The organism is Paraburkholderia sp. UCT31, assembly GCF_014397655.1.
GTDB lineage: Bacteria > Pseudomonadota > Gammaproteobacteria > Burkholderiales > Burkholderiaceae > Paraburkholderia > Paraburkholderia tuberum.
This window is the reverse complement of sequence record NZ_VZQP01000001.1, coordinates 133,411-150,558: the sequence shown is the minus strand read 5'-3', so window position 1 is coordinate 150,558 and position 17,148 is coordinate 133,411. Positions and strand designations below refer to the sequence as shown.

Genomic DNA, 17,148 nt, shown 5'->3' with positions numbered 1-17,148 from the left:
GTCTAGGGTTTGTTTGGTTCATCCCTGCTGCTGACGCGCGATGGTCAAACGCCAGCCACCCATCAGATCGAATGGCGCCCAGAAGAACGGATGCGCGAAGCGCGGCGTGTGCAAAACCGCCAGCTGCGCGGTGCGCATAGCGTCGATCGCGTCATGGCCTTGCGCGAGTTGCGCGTAGAAGGTGCGCATCGTCAGCGCGCTCGATTCGTCCGCGACCGGCCACATCGACACGATCAGGCTGGTGGCGCCCGCATAGAAGAACGCGCGCGTGAAGCCGAGAATTTCGTCGCCGCGCGCGATCCGGCCAAGCCCCGTCTCGCAGGCCGACAGCGTGACGAGCGAGACGTTGTTGAGCTTCAGGTTGTAGATGTCTTTGGCCAGCAGCGCGTCCGGGCCGTCGGCCGGCTGCGTCGCGGGCGCGAGCAGGATGCTCGAGTGCAACGGATCGATCGTGTCGGCCTGGGCGTGCGTCGCCACGTGCAACACGCGTCCGGCGGGCGCGTTGTCGCGAAAGCTCAGGCGCGTGGCATCGCTATGCAGAAACACCTCGTCGCGCGCGAACAGCGGCGCGATGCCCTGCACTTCCGCCTCGGCCCCTGGCAGCGCATAGGCAGGTGTGATGGTCGGATTGCCGAACGCGACCAGATCGCTCGCGATCTTCTGCTGGCGTTGCGCGAGTTGTACCGCGACGCTCGCCGATGGTTCGAGCGCGATCGCATGGCGTTCGATCAGAAAGCCGTCGGCATCGTGCAGCGCCTGAAACGGCAGATAGTGCAGCGCGCCGTGCGGCACGATGATGAGCCGCTCGTTCGCGCGCAAGCCGAGCGGCGCGATCAGCAACGCATCGAGCTTGTCGCCATAGGTCAGCGCGGCCGGTCGCCGGCGCACGATCGCATTGCGCAGGTCGGTCACGGCGGCATCCATGTCGGCGCGCGCGATCGGCAAGGTGTGGCCGGTCAGGCCATCGTTGCGCACCACCCAGACGATCAGCTCGTTGGGCAGGCTGTGAAATTCGACGATCGCCTCGTTGGGCCGGAGCGCGCCGCGCGTCGCGGCAAGACTTGGCACCTGCCCGTTCAATTGACGGTCGTCGACGCCGGCGTCGACGCGGTTGCGCACGACGTCGAGCAGCGCACGCGCCCGGCTGCGTTCGGACAGACTCCAGGCGCTCTCGTAGTCGCCGGCTTCGACCGTCAGCGCGATGGCCTCTTCGAATACCGTTTGCGTGTCGCCGAACAGCGCCGTCTTGAACTCGTCGCTGCGAAACCGCGCGCGGATTTTCTCGGAGTCGTCGACGGCCAGCAGGTAGGCTTCGCGCGCATGCGGCCTGTCGCCGAGCGCGAGGTCGGCGCGGCCGATTCCTTCGTGGGCCCACAGGCGGTCGTAGTTGGCGTCGCTGGAATTGCCGCTTTGGCTCAACAGCGCTTCGAACGCGTGTTTCGCATCCTCGGGCTTGCCTTCGGCCAGCAGCAGATTGCCTTCGATGCGCCGGTAGGCGGGCGCGAGTTCCGCGGTGGCCGGTGCGCCGACGGCATCGAAGGTTTGGCGCGCGCCAGGCGTATCGCCCTCGGCGAGCTGCGCGTTGATGATCGACATCAGCACCAGCGGTTTGTAACGCGGCGAGGCGGTCGTGAGCGCGTCTTCGTAGGCGGCCAGCGCCTGCTGCGGCTTGCCCCGGCGCAACGCGACATCGCCGAGCACCTTGTTGGCCGGAGCAAAGACCTGCTCGGGCGCCTTCGGCGTCGAAGCGAGCGCATCGCGGGCGTAGCGTTCGGCGTTGTCGAGGTCGCCGGCATAGCTGTAGGCGATCGCGAGATCGCGTTTGGACAGGGCCGCCAGATCCGCATTATTGGTCTGCCCGGCCACCACCAGGGCGCGCGCGGCGGCATCGACGCTGTCGCGGAAGTCGCCGCGCTCGGCGGCCGCGACGGACATGCTGCAATAGTCGTAGGCAGGGAGTTTGACGCGGTCTCGCGACAGCAGCAGACGTCCCTCGGACGTCAACGTGTTGATCGTTTCGGCGTCGCGTTCGCGTTCATCGGCCTGACGAAAGCCGAACGACTCGGGCGCGAGGGCCACGGCGCTCGCGGGCCGCGCCGCGGCGGCGGACGTGCCAGCGGCCAGCGTATTGCCCGCCGCGCCCAGCAGCATCGAGCCCATGACGAGCGCGCCCGTGATCCACGCGGCGTCGATCCGGTGCGCCCATGCGACGACCGCGCGCCGCGAGTCGCGTCGCACGACGCGGTGTCCCATCCCGCTCGATAAGCCTTGGCGCTCGTTCACTTTAACTTCCTGCAAGAAGGCAAAAGGAAGCGGCTGGGATGGAATGCGCGTACAACCCGCAAGCTGCACGCAGCGGTTGACCGACACCGTATAGACGAATCCGGCCGGCCGATTTTGAAACCGGCGGCCGCACGTGGACCACCGCTCAGGCACGCGCGCCCGCCTGATTTCAAAAAATGACCCGCTCATTCGTCTTAAAGACGGACGCGCCTGCGCGTGAGGGTGGCGCTCGCGTGTGCCGGGCTCTGCCGTCGTACCCTCCAGGGAGCCACAGCCGATGAGCAGCCCCGACGACAAAACCGTGATGGTGCAACGGGCGTCCGGACCGGACGGCCAGCAGAACCCCGCCGAAGCGGCGGACGCCGATCGCACAGTCGTCACCCGCCCCGCCGCGCAGGGTTCGAACGCGCAACATGCGCTGCCCGCCGGCACACGGCTCGGCGAGTTCGAGATCGTCGATCTGATTGGCGAAGGCGGCTTCGGTATCGTCTATCTCGCCTACGACACCCAGCTAGGACGTCACGTCGCGCTGAAGGAATACATTCCCGCTGCGCTGGCCTCGCGCGTCGGCACGGCCGAAGTGTCGGTCCGCTCGGAACGTCATGAAGAAACCTTTCGCGCCGGCCTGAAAAGCTTCATCAACGAGGCGCGGCTGCTCGCCCGCTTCGATCATCATTCGCTCGTCAAGGTGTACCGGTTCTGGGAGGCCAACGGCACCGCGTACATGGTGATGCCGTACTACGAGGGCGTGACGCTGCGCGACGGCTTGCGCCGCATGAATGCCCCACCCGATGAAGCATGGCTGCGCGCCCTGCTCGCGCCGCTGCTCGAAGCGCTGGCGGTATTGCATGCGGCGCAGTGCTATCACCGCGACATCGCGCCGGACAACATCATGCTGCTCAAGGGCAGCGGCCGCCCCGTGCTGCTGGACTTCGGCGCGGCGCGGCGCGTGATCGGCGACATGACCCAGGCCTTGACGGTGATCCTGAAGCCCGGCTATGCGCCCGTCGAGCAATATGCCGAAGTGGCGGCCTTGAAACAGGGGCCGTGGACCGATGTGTACGCACTCGCCGCGGTCATCTATTTCGCGATTCAGGGCAAGACACCGCCGCCGTCGGTCGGCAGACTGATGAGCGACACGTATGTGCCGCTCGCCACGACGGCGGCCGGCCGCTATAGCGAGCGGTTCCTGCGCGCGATCGACCATGCGCTCGCGGTCCGCCCCGAACAGCGCCCGCAAAGCGTTCAGGCGCTGGCGAACGAACTGGGCATTGCCATCGATACGCGTGATGACACCGCTGCGGCGATCGAACCCACGACTCGCGCTTCCGTCGAGACAGCGGGTACCAATGCGCCGCGAACAACGACGGCCGCGACGGCCGCGACAGTCGAGGCGAAGCGAAATGAGCCAGGCACAGCGGCCGTTCGTGCGGCTGGCGGTAGTCAAAAGAAACGCACGAGCTTGATCGCAGCAGGTGCCGTTTGCGTCGTGGCGCTCGCGGCGGTCGGTACGTGGTTTGCCATGCGTTCGCCACCGGCCGCGAGCCCGGCTGTCACGGCAAGCACGGATGCGCGCGACACGGCTGCGCCGACGCCTGGCAATGCCGCTCAAAGCCCGGCAGCCGTTGCTGCTGTTGCCCCTGTTGCCCCGGTTGCTCCTGCCTCGCCCGCCACGGTTGCCGCGCCCGCCACACCACCCGCGCAGGCCGACGACCTCGCGCCCTTCACCCCCGCGAGCGAACTCGAGCGAATCGTGACGCTGGCCGATCCATCGATTCAGGTCACCGCCACACCGCGCAGCACGTCCGCCACGATCGGCAAGGATCATCTGCAGTTCAAACTCGACAGCAACCGCGCGGGCTACGTGTATGTGTTCATGGTCGATCCGGACGGTCAGTACCTGATGCTGTTTCCGAACGGACTCGATCGCAACAACCGGATCGCCGCCGGTCAGACACTGTCGTTGCCGCGCGCCAGCTGGCCGATGCTGGCGGGCAACCCGCCTGGTCCCAACCATTTTCTGACGCTGGTATCGACGACGCCGCGCGATTTTTCCGACGGTGGATTGAAGTCCGCGGCGCCGTTCCAGTCAATCCCCGCTGATGCCCAGCAGCAAGCGGCCGCGCGTCGCGGCCCGCGCTACTCGCCGTTCGCGGGCAAGCCGCGTTGCCCGGCAGGCACGGCGGATTGCACCGGCGCGTTCGGCGCCGCCACGTTCACCATCGATGCCGTCAAGCCGCCAGGCTAGCACGCGCGACGTTCGCGATGGTCCGCAAGGAGGCCGCATGCAACGGGCTCAGCTTCTCCTGCTTGCGCTGACAGCCACGCTCGCGGCTTGCGCGAGCAACACGCCCGCGACCAGCGTCATCCTGGGGGACACGAGCCACACGGCGACCTCGCCGGTCGAGCAGGCGGCGCCGACGGCGCAAGCATCGCCACCCGCGCCGCCGACGATGCCTGGGCCGACGCCGGCTCCCGTAACGACACACGCGACGGTCTCGGGCACGTCCACCGGCTCCAATAACCCGCGTCCCAAGGCTGCGTTGAGCGGCGGCTTCGCCACGCGCCACGCTTACTACGAGCCGATTGCTTTCGCCGACCTGCCCGGGTGGGACACGGACGACGTCACCGCGTCATGGGAAGCGTTTCGCCGCAGTTGCACCGTGCTCGGCGCGCGCAGCGGCTGGTCGGAACCGTGCAATGCCGCGCGAGCGGTGGACGTAGGCGACGTCGCGGCGATCCGGCGATTCTTCGAAACGTATTTCAACGCGTACCAGATCCGCAATCCCGACCGCTCGCTCGACGGTACGATGACCGGCTACTACGAGCCGCTGCTCAATGGCAGCCAGCAGTACGGCGGCGCCTATCTTTATCCGGTCTATGGCACGCCGGCCGACATGCTCTACCTCGACGCGCGGCGCCTGCCGGACCGCGCGCGAGGTGACGTGAGCGCGGCTCGCATCGATGGACGTAACGTGATCCCGCTCAGCGATACGACGAGCGGCGACCTCAAAGGCGTCTACGCGCTGGACCTGCGCGATAGCGTGCCGGATATCCGCGACAAGAAGATTCGACTGCGGCTCGATGGCGGGCGCATCGTGCCGTACTACACGCGCGCCGAGATCGAGCGCGGCGCACTGAAGGCGCCGATCCTCGCCTATGTCGACGACCCCGTGATGTTGTACTCGATGCAGCTGCAAGGCGCGGGCAAGGTCCGCATGAGCGACGGCTCGATTCGCCGCTTCGCCTATGCGGAACAGAACGGCCGGCCGTTCCTGCCGCCGCTCGCGCACAGCGGCAACGCGACGGCCGGCGCGCGCAAGCTCGTCGTGCGCGGCATGGAGATGGAGGTCGACGTCAGCGACGACGGCGCGCCCGCTACGAGCAACGAAGGCAACGCGGCGCCCGCCGACGGTGACGATGACGAACCCACGTCGCCGTTGCTGCGCGGTTTCACCCTGGCGACGACCACGCCGAAACCTCATCCCGTGTATGCGGTTTCGGATCCGAGCTATGTGTTCTTTCGTGTGATCCCCGATTCACCGAACGGTCCGCTGGGCGCGTTGGGCGTGCCGTTGTCGGCGGGCCGCTCGGTGGCCGTCGATCCGCGCACCACGCCGCTCGGCGCGCCGGTATTCGTGTCCACGCGTGACGACCCACAGGCACCCGGCGCGATCAACCGCCTGATGCTCGCGCAGGACTCGGGCGGTGCGATTCAGGGCGCCGTCAGAGCCGACTACTTCTACGGCTTCGGTCAAACCGCGCAGACCCAGGCGAGCCACACCAAAGAGCGGCTGCGCATGTGGGTGCTGCTGCCCAAGGGATTGCGCATCGCCGCGCAGCAGACGTCGTTGAAAACGCGCGGCGGCGGACCTGCCGCGTCTGATGCGGATTGTCTGGTCAGCGACCCGGTGCTGTGTGTGGACGATGCGCCGTAGACGTCTGGCGGAAAGTGGGCGACGCCTCGCCCGGGGGCATGAAATTTGCGGGAGCCGCGTCAACGCATCCAGACAAGGAGACCGACATGGACACGCGGCAAATCGAAGAGCTCCTCCCCACACAAATGACCCACGGCGCGCGGGAGGTCCGCGAAAAAGCCCGCCAATACCGGTCCCTGAGCAGCCATGACCTGGAGATGGCCATCGCCGAAAAGCCGATACCGGTCGTCTGCGGACCCAACGGCATACCGTTCGCGATCGATCATCACCATGTGGCGGCGGCGCTGTGGCAGGTGGGCGTGCGCGCGGTTCCGGTCGTGCTGGTGCGGGATCTTTCGTCGTACACGTGGGCATCGTTCTGGCTCAGCATGGAAAACCAACGATGGACCTTTCCGTATGACGCGCAAGGCGTGCGCCGGCCGTTTGCCGAATTGGCGGAGCACGTGTGGGAAATGAAGGACGATGAATACCGAAGCCTCGCGGCAGCGGTCCGCGATGCCGGCGGCTATGAAAAAACCAGTGTCCCGCTGGAAGAATTTCGCTGGGCCGACTTCTTTCGCGCGACGTTGCCGCGGCCCGATAGCGACGAGAAGTTCACAGCTTTGCTCGAGGAAGCCTTGAAGCTGGCGAGGAGCGACTCTGCATTGGGGCTACCGGGCTATCTCGGTCGCACGGATTGAGTCGGCGGCCCACTCAATCGTGGGCCGCTCTGCCCGCAGGCACTAGAAACTGATCCATCAACGAGATCTTCAACGGCTTGTCCGCATCGAGCTTCTTCTTCCCGATCACATACTTCCAACCATCCCCGCTACCCGGATTGCGATAGAACGCGACGACCGCCACATAGTTCGTGTCGGCCCGCATCGGCTGCGACAGGCTTGCCGACGCACCGGGATTCAGCACCGATGCCATGCTCGCCTGCAAGTCCTGCGCGAGCACCGTGCGGTCGTTCTTCAGCAGATCCTCGTACGACGCCCCATCGAACATCTTGCGGTCCTTCAGTTGATACACGCGCACCGCGACCGATGTCGCACGACCAGCATCGTCGGGGTTCAGCGCTTCGCGCGCGGACAGATCGATGTCGAGCACCTTGATCTGCTTGAAAAACACCGCGTGATAAGCGCTCGACGACGCGTCCGATACGGATTGCCAGGCGCCGCATGCCGACAGCAGCGCGACGGACGCAACGGTGGAAACGGTAAAACGAAGGTTCATCAATGGTCCTTTCGGCGCGTCGTTCATGACGCGGCATGAGTCAGGTACGGATTGGCGGCGGGCTTCGGAAGCGCCCAATAGACCCCGAGTGCGACGTCGATCAGGCGTTCGTTCACGGCAGGCAGCACGGTCGTCCAGCCGAGGCGCGGCGCGGGTCCGGCCGATCCGGCAGCGACCGGGCCGGGCGAGTTGATCGCCGGCGACGGCGCGAGGCGCGACGACAATTCCATCCGCAGATGCACGTCGGCCTTCAGCCCGACATACAACTGCACGAACGCCATCAACTCGCGATGCAGCCACGCACCCGGCAACAGATCGTGCGCCTGCGTGGCATGGGCCGGCCGCAACGTCACGCGTACCGCGCGACTGCGATACGCAAGCCGCTTGCCGAGCACATAGCCGCCGCCGAGGCCGCGACGCGCGTCCTCGTTCACCGCACCGGCACGAGCGGCCGACGACGTCAGCGGCTGCGGCTCGCCCGCGCGCGCGAGCGCGGGAAAGAACTCATCGACGCGCACGTCCGCGCCGGGCACCGCGAGCGCGATCACGCCCGCGAGCCCTTCAGGTGTGCGCGTTCGCTGGATCAGCAGACCGAGCAGCGCGAGCATCCGCGAATCGGACAAGCCGGCGCGTTGCGGCTTGTCGCCCCAGCCAAAGCCGGCGAGGCACAACAGATTGCGCGAATGCGCATCGCTGCCGCCCGCGCGAAAGCTTTCCGGATAGCGGTACTTCTTCCACGCCCGATACAGCAGCGTGACGAAACGATGATTGAACTGATCGAGAAAGGCCTCGACCGCTTCGTGCCCTTCCTCGCGCATCACGATCTCGTCGATCATGTGCGACGGCATCGCCGCGTCGACGCCGTAAAGACCCATGAACGTCGTGCGCACGGTCGGCGCCGCGGCACTGACCAGGGAATCCGGATCAGCAGCGAATTCGACTGCGGCGATCTCGCCCGCCGGAAAGCCTGTGCGCGCGCGTGGCCGGAAGCGCACCGGTTCATGCGCCGGTGTATCGAGCGTGCCGAAGCCCGGCTGCCGCGGCATCCGCAATTCGAGCAGTCGGCACAACTGCATGAAGTTCATCCGCGGCGCGCGCGCGAGGAGCGATGCGACGAGCGGGTCGAGATTCGGCGGGTCATTGCGCGCTTCGAAAGCGTTAGCGTACGCGCTCATAGCGGAGCCCGCTGCGCCTTGCTGCGCGGCCAGACCGTGCGGGTCTGCGACGGTAGGCTGACGATCGACAGCTTCGTGAACAGATTGATCTCCGCGTACAGCGCGAAAAAACGTTGCAACAACTCGCCGAACAGCATCACGTCGCCGTCGCCCGCGAACGCATGCGAATCGAGTGTCACCTCGATGTGCACGCCACGCTCGACCGAGCCGCCCGACACCTCCTCGAGCAATTCCTGCGACACCCACAGAATGCCCGCGAGGCGCCGGCGGTTCAGTTCGTCGCTGGTCCAGTCGTAGAGCGCGAGCGCGCCGCGCAGCACTTCCGCGTTCATCATCGACAGGAAGTTCGGCGCGAGGTGCGACAGCACGCGCCACTGGAAACGGTCGCCGGTCGGCGGATAGAGCGGCAGGGTCGGCGCGACGAGATTGTTCACGCCCACGACGTTCGGCGTGCTGGCCGCCAGCTCGGCGATGCTGGCTTCGCGCAGGCCCTTGCGCGGCAGCATGCCGTTCGTGCCGGTTACGCGCAGCGACAGGCTTTCCTCGGGCAGCGTGTCCATCGTGTCCCACGCGTGACCGCCGAGCACGACCCACGTCTGATGCAGACCCGCGACACCGGGCCGCACGCGCGCATGGAAGTAGCGTTCCGGCGCCTCGTGGCGCAGCATGCCGCCGCGATGCCGGAACGTCGCGAACGGCACGTACTCGTAGCGCTCGGCGGTGTCGTGATCGAACGCGTCGATTGCATCGACGGAATAGGTCTCGACGTGCTCGCCCTGATGGCCGGCCGGCAACACGCGGTATTGCGTTTCGTGATGGTCGATCTCGATCGGCTCGGCATCGAGTTCGAACAGGTTGATCACCGGCGTGCAGAAAAGCCGCAGGTTTTCCGCGCTGAAACGCTGATCGGACGGATACGCGTGCTTCAGCAAGATCTCCAGTTCGAAGCGCGTCGACTTCTCCGGTAGCTTGGTCACGTCGAGTCCACACAGATCGACGAACAGGAATTTCTCGCGGAACGTGAAGTATTCGAGCAGCAACTGATACCCGGAAAACGCCGCGTCGGCCTTCGGCCACAACCTCTCGTCGGCCGAGAAGCCAGCGGGCTCGATCGCCACGTTGGCGAGCGGCAGCGCTTCGCCGTCGCGCACTTCCGGAATGCGCCAGTGGATTGCATCGACCTCGCGCGTGAGCGCGACATGCATCGCGAACGCGGTCGGCAGATCGGCATTCAGATACACCCGCAGCCGCGACAGATCGGTTTCCTTGCGGCGCGCGGACTGATCGAGCTCGAAGCCGAGCCGGATGATCGAGCGGCCATCGTGGCGCACGGCCGGGCCCGCGTGCGTGATCGACAGCGGCTGCAGCGTGACCGGCTGCGTGGTCCGGTACAGACATTGCACGGTCTTCGGCGTTGTGCTCTCGACACCCGCCGCGTTCGGCACCGCGATCGGCGCCGAGCGCACCGGCACGCCGGCCGGCACGACCTCGGTTCGCTGCAGTTTCTCCGCGAGCGGCAACAGTTCGACGATCGACAGCGACGGAATCATCCGCAAATAGTGCGGCCACAGCAGACTCACGAGGCCTTCGGTCAGCTCCGGCAATTCGTCGTCGAGCTTTTGCTGCAGGCGTCCGGTCAGAAACGCAAAACCTTCGTGCAGCCGCTCGACGTAGGGATCGCGATCGCCGACGCGATCGAGATTCAGCATGCGCGCGCGGTCGGGATGCGCCTTCGCGAATTCCTTGCCGGCCTCGCGCAGGTAGCGCATTTCGGCTTCGTAGTAGCGCAGGATGGGGTCGTCGTGTTCCATGCTTAGGTATGGTTATCAGAGGGTCAGCGCCCGCGCCGGGTCCAGCACGGTCAGCTCCGCTTGCAGTTCGCCGATGCGGCGTGCCAGCGCGGATTTATCGGCATCCTTACGACTGCTCAGCGCCTTCAGCGCGCGCAGCAGTTGCTGCTTGACCTCGAAGACGAGCGCGGGCTCCCAGCGGGTGAGCGGCAGCGAGCGCCCGCTCGCGTCAAGTTCGGCCAGTAGCGCGAGCGCCGTGTCCGCGCGACCTGCGTGATCGGCGAGGCGCGCCATCACCAGACGTTGCAGGTAGCGATGACGATCGGTGCGCAGACCCGGCAACGCTTCGAGCCAGGCGAACGCGGCCTCGATACCGTGCTGCCCCGCGAGGTCGCGCGCCTGCGCTTCGATCTCGGGCCAGTCACCGGTCGCATCGTCGTCGTTGCCGGCCGATACCGGCAGCGGCGCGATGCTTTCGCCCGCGTCGAGATTGCGCACGACCGCGTGACGCGCGATCCATTCGAGCGTCGCGTCGTCGGCGAACGGCGTGCCGTCGTTGAACGCGAGACGTTCGACGCCGGGCAAGCGTTCGAGAAACAGCGCGAAATCCGCGCGCAACTGTTCGCGCCATCCGCCATAGGGAGCGCCGACGTGATCGAGCGCGACGTGCTGGAAATACTGCAGATCGAACCACAGATGATTGACACCCTCCATGAACGCACCCTCGACGCGTTCGAGCAGCTCATGCCACTGCTTTTGCAGCACGAGCCGCTTCATCTGCTGACGCAGCTCGCCACGCGGTGGCATCAGACGCGTGCGCGACGCCGCATCGCCGGGCGGCACTTCGTGCAGCGTGTCCCAGCGAACGGTGCGCACCAGCCGCACCGACGGTAGATAGCCGCTCTCCTGATCGCGAAGCCACAGCGCCATCGAGCGGGTCTGATCGAGCAGATCACGCGTCGATGCGATCGATACGTTTGGACTGCTGCTAAAGGCAGCGCCGGCCGACGCGGATGACGTTGTCGTATCGGGCTCACTACTGGGCACCGACGCGTCGTTGCGCTCGAAGCGCGCGACGAGCGCGCCGAGACTCGGCCGCGCCGCGTCGGCCCACGCGGCCGTGGCCGTGACGAGCAGATCGAGCGCGGCGATCGCGCGTTCGAGATCGGCCGGCGCGAACTCGCCGCGACTGTCGAGCAGCTCGATGATGCGCGCGGTGGCGAGCATGTCGAGCGCGCCCTTCTTCGCTTCGGCGCGCGCAGGCAGTACGTTCTCGCCGAAACGCTCGACAAGCGATGCCGCGAGTTCGAGACCATCCGCGAAGCCGACAGGGCCGTCCATGCGCAGACGTGCGAACGCGTAGTAACCGGCCAGACGCAGATCCTTGCCGGTCTCCTTGAGCAACTGCTCGCACGAGCGGACGATCAGACCATCGTCGATACCGGAGAGCTTCTGCGTTTCCTCGCGCAACTCGAAGAACAGGTCTTCGTAGCCCGGGTCGCGACCGCAGCCCTGTTCGCCCGGCAGCGGTTGCAGCCATGCGCTCCACGCATCGACACGCGCGCGCACGCGTTGTTCGTCATCACGCGACGGGAACAGCGTCTTCAACAAACTCGACAGCATTTATTCGACCTCCGGCAGCGAACCTTTGGGCAGCGACACTGCGGCACGTTTCGCCGCGGCAAGCGCCGCCGGCGGCAACGGCGGCGGATTGGCCCCGGATAGCTTCGGTGTGCCTTTTGCCGCACCAGTCACGAAGATGCGCGCGGGCAGCTTGAAATGACGTAGCGCGAGCACTTCGAGCGGCCCTGAGCCCGCCTCACCGCGCAGCTGCACGCGTAGCGCAATGCCCTCGCTCTGATCGGGCTGCCACGACAACAGGTAACGCGCGCCGTCCTGCTGCGACACCTGCGCGCGTTCGAGCAGCCGGATCAGGCCGAAGCGGCCCTGGGCGTCGAGCGCAGAACGCAGGCCGCCGTGCTCGGTCTGCCATTCGATATGCGACAGGTTGTCGAGCGAGTCGCCGGGCCACAGGAAAGGCGTCCACTCCTCCTTCTGATTGAAGTAATGCAGTTCGCGGCCCGACAGCACGAAGCGCATGTCGGTGACGCCGGGCGTCGGCACCGCGCGCAACTCGTAGCGCACGTGCGCGTCGCCCGATGGGAACAACACCGTCGATGCGCGCGTCATTCTGTTTAGTCCGTCGAGGAACGCGGGATCGAGCGTCAACGCGCCGTGGCTTGCGCCCTGCGCGGCGACCCAGCGATCGCCCTGCCGCTCGACCACACCGGCCAACTGCGTGATCACGAACTGCGCGATTACGCCGTTGTCGGGCCGCATGAAGCGCGCCATCTCGGGCAACGACGCGTCGTTGTCGGAGTCCGCGAACGGATAGCGGCCGCCGAACGCGCCGTTCCAGTCCGCGACGATCGCCGTGCGCCAGATCTCGTTGAGGCTCGCCGCGGCCGGCTGCACGAGCACCTGCCAAGTTTGATCGAGCGGCGCCCGCAACAGCTCGCCGAACCCGGCCCACTGCTCGCCCAGACTCGCGGCAACGCGGCCCGCGTAGTCGCGGCTGTCGGCGATGTCCGAGGTCTTGCCTTGCAGCACCGCTTGCGCGGCCACACGCGACATCGCATCGGTGTCCGCACTCGACACCATCTGCTCGATTCTTAGACGCATCGCGCTCACGCGTTCGAGATAGCGCGCGAGACTCAGGTCGCCAGTCGACGTAAGTCGCGCCACGGCCTTCGCGTTCGCCGGCGTGGCGCTGGACGCGACATCGCTGCCGGTCAAACGCAGAATCGGCCCGAACGCGACCGCGAGCGGCGCAAGCTGCGGCTGGGTTTGCTTCGACGGATCTTTCTCGTCGGCGCCGACCAGTTGCTGCGCCTTGCTGATCAGCGTGTCGGACAGCGATTGCGTGCTGGCGCCCGTGCCCGCCTGATAGACGACCGCGTTCATCAGCATCAGAAGCGGCGAGCGCTGCGGGTCACCGAGCAGCGTCAGCTGATCGGCCGTCGCGGACAGCGTCGGGGCTGATTGCCAGCGCAGGCTATTCAGGAACAGCGCCCACGCGCGCGCGTAGTCGTCGAAATAGCGTTGACGCAGCGCGGCCTTTAGCGACGACGGCGGCTCGGTTTTGCTCTTCACGTCCGACAGCACCCAGTCGCCCGCGACGTTGCTCTGCTCGCTCGCGTCGTCGATCGCTTTCGCGATGCGCTCATCCCACGCGGCGCGTGTGAAGACGCCGGGGACCGTCGCTGTCGAGTTGAAGAGGCCTCTGCTCTGCGTATCGCCGAGCAGCGTCGCGAGCGAAATCGGCGGGTATTTGGCTTTCGCGTCGTCGAGGATCCGCTGATAGACCGTGTCGGTCGAGTTCTGAATGCCGCGCACGCCGATGATCGTTTGACGAGTTGCTGAAATCAGTCCGCTGTCGAGGACGATTGCGAGCGACGAACCGCTTGTCGATACGTGCTGGCCGAGGTGATGCGCGAAGAAGTCGATTGTGTGCTGGCGCAGGTCTTCCCATGTGCCGGCCGATAGCGGCGAGTTGTCGGGACGCGCGAGCGCGGACGTCGCGGCGAGCTGCGGAGCGAGGAAGGCGGCGACCGCGCGCTCGGGCTTGGCGAGCATCAGGTAGGTCTTCAGCGTGTCGTACGCGGCTTGTACCTGGCCGCTGCCGCCGCTCGCTATTTCGGCGTCGGTCAGTGACGCGAGTTGATGCAGACGGGCTTCGAGCTTCTCGCGGATCGGGCTGACGAGGATGCTGCCGGCGGCGTTTTCATACCTTGGCCATAGCGCGTCGAGCAGTGCCGCGTCGCGGTTCAGACCGAAGCGCGTGAGACGCGGGGCGCCCTCGCGCTGGTGCGATTCGAGTGTGTCGATCTGCTTGTCGAGGGCGTCGAGCGTTTGCATCGATCGGGTTGGGTCCTGGATGCCCGCGAGTTTCGTTAGGGTGTCGCCGGCGGTGTGGATCGTTGCGCGGTTCGTGCAGCCGGAGAACATCGTGCCGGTGATCCATAGCGCGATGGCCGCGGTGCTCGTCCATGCGGCGGCGGTGAATAACGAGAAGCCGACGCGGCGGCCGTGGAGCTTGCGGCTGTGGTCGGCGACGGTTTGCCAGACGCCCCGAAGGAAGTCCCCTTGGGGGATCGTTCGGTGTTGGGGGGTGAGGTGATCGTCTCGCGCGTTTTCGTCCGCGTTGTCCGTGTTGGTATCTTTGTTCGTGGCTGCGAGCAGAGCGAGTTCGCGCTCCTTGAAAAGTGGCGCGAACAGCAGACCGTGGACGGCCTGACGCCAGTAGCGCGAATGCGCCGTCTGCGCGACCAGTCCCGACAATGCGCTGGACAGCCTTTCGATGTGTTGCGACAGTTCCGCGGGATAGCGATCGTTCGAGTCCTCGGCTATACGCAGCACGCCGGCATCGGCGAGATTGCGGGTGAGGTTTTGCAGCGAGTCGTCGATGTGGTTGGCGTGCACCCGCGCGCTCGACCATGTGAAGCCGATGGCTTCGTCCTCGCCTTTTGGTTCCGTGCTGAAATCGGTCACGTTCAGCAGATAGGCAGGCGCGGACCAGTGCAGCGCGCGGGCGTGGCGGGCGAGGCGTTGGGATAATGCGGCGGCGTCGAATGGCGCGTTGCCTGAACTGCGGTTGCGCGTTACCGCGACGATCGCGTCGATCGGGCGGCGGCGGCGCAGGCGGCGGATTTGGGTGAGCCAGGCCGTGTCGAGGGTCGTGCCGGTTTGTGTCGCGTAGAGCAGGACTGTGCTGCCGATGATGGCGTAGCCGGTTTCGGCGAGGGTTGGGGCGAGGCGTTTGACTAGAGGGAGGTCGCCGGCTATCAGGATCCAGCGGTCGAAGTAGCGCCAGCGGCGGCCGTGGAGGTCGCGGAGCGCATTACGCAATGCAACATGCTTCTGCGGGGCCGCAACATGCGTTACTGGCGCGCCTTCGCTGGCACCTTGCGCTTGCTTTTTTCTCGAATCGTAGAGAGCCAACCACCGCGTTGCGTGCATCGAGGCGATCCACAGCAGGACGGCTTCAAAATGCTTTACTAGCATCAGCGCAATGAGCATGCCCGAGAGAAGGCACAATTCAATAATGATTCGTGTCTCATACGTCCATCCGCGCGCCCGCCCTTCTATCCAGACGGCCAGACCCAGCGCGACGAAAAGGATGAAAATTCCGATGCCAATGAAAAGAGCTACCGGTTCAGACTTGCGTTCATTCATGCTTGTTTTCTGCACACGAGCGCGATCAGGTCGCGGTTTTCTTGCGTAAGGACGAGTTGCGGTTTCCCGGTTCGCGCGGCGAATTCAGCCGCGAGTGCGGTGGCGAGCCAGCCGCCCGCCTCTCCGCAATCCCCAACGGTGGTGCTCAGGTCGACCCTGGAGCTTTGTCGATCGAATTCGGGCGACGACCTGATTGCGGCCTCCATTTCCGACGAAACTCCGTGGCGCCAGACCGCCCCAATGTTCGTCCGCTCTACTTTTCCCCAACGCGTGGCGTTTTCCACCGTTTCGCCTACCGCATTGGCCAGACCGCGTGCCGGACGATGCAGGAGCACAGCAGGAGCTTTCGCCTTCGTCTGGGCAAGATTTTGGTGCCCCAGCAGTAACGCGACGCCCGCCTCTGCAACACCATCCTCTAGACGTTCGCTGACGGCGTTGCGCAATTGCACTGCGACCAGCAGATGAGCCACCTCTGGCCTCATGCTGTCGAACCACGCGTCGGTACTAAACAACGTGGAGGATCCGGCCGGAGGCTTCAAGATCACATGCACCGACGGGAACTTCCCGGCAACTAGATTCTTCAGTCTCGCCGACACTTCGATGCTCTCAAGGGCGCAATGCGAAACTGCTTCAACGTAAAGCGTCATCCGCGCAGGAAGAGCAGCGAGTTGCGGCGTCAGATCGTCGATCAACTGGGCCAGAAGCCAGTTGCAGACCACGCGTTGGCGAAGATATTCCGTGAGTTCGTTTCCAGCATTGAACCTCTGGTTCGGGATTTCTATCCAGCGTGCATCAACATCGGTATTCGGCGTGGCCCTGCTCGCCCGAGGCTCCAGCTTCAGGCTGCCATCGACAATGCCTCGAACATCGTTCTCGTCGCGATTGGCAGAAAAGCGCCATGCATGACCTATCAACGCGAGCGGCACGCTGGCAAGGGCGTGACAATTTTCGGTCTCACGGTCGCTAACTCGATTCATCGCTATCGCTTCGCTGCGTCGCGCATATAGATATCCGAGACGGCAGCACAGCAAAAACGCCCACGCCAGGATCGGATAACCGATGGCGCAGAACCAAAACCAGATCGGATTGGTTGGTCCGCCTCGCGGCCATAGAAGAATCGTTAGTGCTGCACCAAAACACAGTAGGACGCCTAGAAGCGCAGTCCAAACCAGTTTTGATAGTTGCGGAGGCGGAGGCACCGCTACCCGCGGCGGAAAACGAGCGAAGTCGATCGGCATTCGTTTAGCTAACCGTCGCGCCATCAGATAGGGCAATGAGGACACTCCCGCACTGGGTCTTGTCTCCATCGCATGAAAGTGGCGTGCCAGCATCCTTGAAACTGCTACTTCCTGCCACGATTACGTTGTCGCCGTGAATCGGACAGGACACGAGGTCTCCGACCCGTGCCGCGCGGCGCCCGTTGACCTTGATCCGATTCGAGCCGGTCAGGATCTTGCCCCCGTGGCTCGTGCTGTCGCCTTCGTATGCTAGTTTTTTCATTCGATTCATCTT

At 65.5% G+C, this 17,148-nt stretch carries 11 protein-coding genes; 3 read left to right on the top strand and 8 right to left on the bottom strand.

What is annotated here, in order from left to right; genetic code table 11:
• Positions 1-18: 18 nt before the first annotated feature.
• Positions 19-2,283, bottom strand: coding sequence for a CHAT domain-containing protein (locus F6X40_RS00670; RefSeq protein ID WP_316251774.1), 2,265 nt, complete (start codon positions 2,281-2,283; stop codon positions 19-21).
• Between the two features lie 277 nt (positions 2,284-2,560).
• On the opposite strand from F6X40_RS00670, the gene F6X40_RS00665 reads away from it, so the two are divergent.
• The 3 genes from F6X40_RS00665 to F6X40_RS00655 all read left to right on the top strand — a co-directional run bounded on the left by F6X40_RS00665 (position 2,561) and on the right by F6X40_RS00655 (position 6,901).
• Entirely contained in the window at positions 2,561-4,531 is a 1,971-nt protein-coding gene (locus tag F6X40_RS00665) for a serine/threonine-protein kinase (protein ID WP_187626491.1), read from the top strand.
• Positions 4,532-4,568: 37 nt separating this feature from the next.
• Complete coding sequence (locus F6X40_RS00660; protein ID WP_187626490.1) at positions 4,569-6,221, top strand: murein transglycosylase A; 1,653 nt, start codon at positions 4,569-4,571, stop codon at positions 6,219-6,221.
• Positions 6,222-6,307: 86 nt separating this feature from the next.
• Positions 6,308-6,901, top strand: a complete 594-nt coding sequence (locus tag F6X40_RS00655) for a ParB-like protein (RefSeq protein ID WP_187626489.1) — start codon at positions 6,308-6,310, stop codon at positions 6,899-6,901.
• Between the two features lie 13 nt (positions 6,902-6,914).
• On the opposite strand, the gene tssJ is transcribed toward F6X40_RS00655, so the two are convergent.
• From tssJ to F6X40_RS00620, 7 genes are read right to left on the bottom strand one after another with little or no spacing between them, the layout of a single operon-like run.
• Positions 6,915-7,436 carry a type VI secretion system lipoprotein TssJ gene (tssJ, locus tag F6X40_RS00650; protein WP_262421317.1) on the bottom strand — a complete coding sequence of 174 codons (522 nt, stop codon included), beginning with the start codon at positions 7,434-7,436 and terminating at the stop codon, positions 6,915-6,917.
• A 23-nt stretch (positions 7,437-7,459) separates the two neighbouring features.
• Positions 7,460-8,611 (bottom strand): type VI secretion system baseplate subunit TssG, encoded by a 1,152-nt coding sequence (tssG, locus tag F6X40_RS00645; protein WP_187626487.1) that lies wholly within the window; start codon positions 8,609-8,611, stop codon positions 7,460-7,462.
• The gene (tssF, locus tag F6X40_RS00640) at positions 8,608-10,422 is read right to left on the bottom strand and encodes a type VI secretion system baseplate subunit TssF (protein ID WP_187626486.1); all 1,815 of its coding nucleotides are present in this window, start codon (positions 10,420-10,422) and stop codon (positions 8,608-8,610) included. Before tssF ends, tssG begins: the two co-directional genes overlap by 4 nt.
• Positions 10,423-10,437: 15 nt before the next feature.
• Positions 10,438-12,024, bottom strand: a complete 1,587-nt coding sequence (gene tssA / locus F6X40_RS00635; RefSeq protein ID WP_187626485.1) for a type VI secretion system protein TssA — start codon at positions 12,022-12,024, stop codon at positions 10,438-10,440.
• Positions 12,025-15,636: an ImcF-related family protein gene (locus tag F6X40_RS00630; protein WP_187626484.1), complete on the bottom strand. Its 3,612-nt coding sequence runs from the start codon at positions 15,634-15,636 to the stop codon at positions 12,025-12,027.
• A complete protein-coding gene (locus F6X40_RS00625; protein ID WP_262421316.1) occupies positions 15,633-16,910 on the bottom strand; it encodes a hypothetical protein in 1,278 nt (425 codons plus the stop codon). Before F6X40_RS00625 ends, F6X40_RS00630 begins: the two co-directional genes overlap by 4 nt.
• Positions 16,879-17,136 carry a PAAR domain-containing protein gene (locus F6X40_RS00620; RefSeq protein WP_187626483.1) on the bottom strand — a complete coding sequence of 86 codons (258 nt, stop codon included), beginning with the start codon at positions 17,134-17,136 and terminating at the stop codon, positions 16,879-16,881. The genes F6X40_RS00625 and F6X40_RS00620 overlap by 32 nt, the downstream gene beginning before the upstream one ends.
• Between the last annotated feature and the right edge of the window lie 12 nt (positions 17,137-17,148).

Coding starts and splice junctions, on each gene's coding strand:
- F6X40_RS00620 (WP_187626483.1), bottom strand. CDS start 17,136: ATGAAAAAACTAGCATACGAAGGCGACAGCACGAGCCACGGGGGCAAG.
- F6X40_RS00655 (WP_187626489.1), top strand. CDS start 6,308: ATGGACACGCGGCAAATCGAAGAGCTCCTCCCCACACAAATGACCCAC.
- tssF (WP_187626486.1), bottom strand. CDS start 10,422: ATGGAACACGACGACCCCATCCTGCGCTACTACGAAGCCGAAATGCGC.
- tssG (WP_187626487.1), bottom strand. CDS start 8,611: ATGAGCGCGTACGCTAACGCTTTCGAAGCGCGCAATGACCCGCCGAAT.
- F6X40_RS00660 (WP_187626490.1), top strand. CDS start 4,569: ATGCAACGGGCTCAGCTTCTCCTGCTTGCGCTGACAGCCACGCTCGCG.
- tssA (WP_187626485.1), bottom strand. CDS start 12,024: ATGCTGTCGAGTTTGTTGAAGACGCTGTTCCCGTCGCGTGATGACGAA.
- F6X40_RS00630 (WP_187626484.1), bottom strand. CDS start 15,636: ATGAATGAACGCAAGTCTGAACCGGTAGCTCTTTTCATTGGCATCGGA.
- F6X40_RS00665 (WP_187626491.1), top strand. CDS start 2,561: ATGAGCAGCCCCGACGACAAAACCGTGATGGTGCAACGGGCGTCCGGA.
- tssJ (WP_262421317.1), bottom strand. CDS start 7,436: ATGAACCTTCGTTTTACCGTTTCCACCGTTGCGTCCGTCGCGCTGCTG.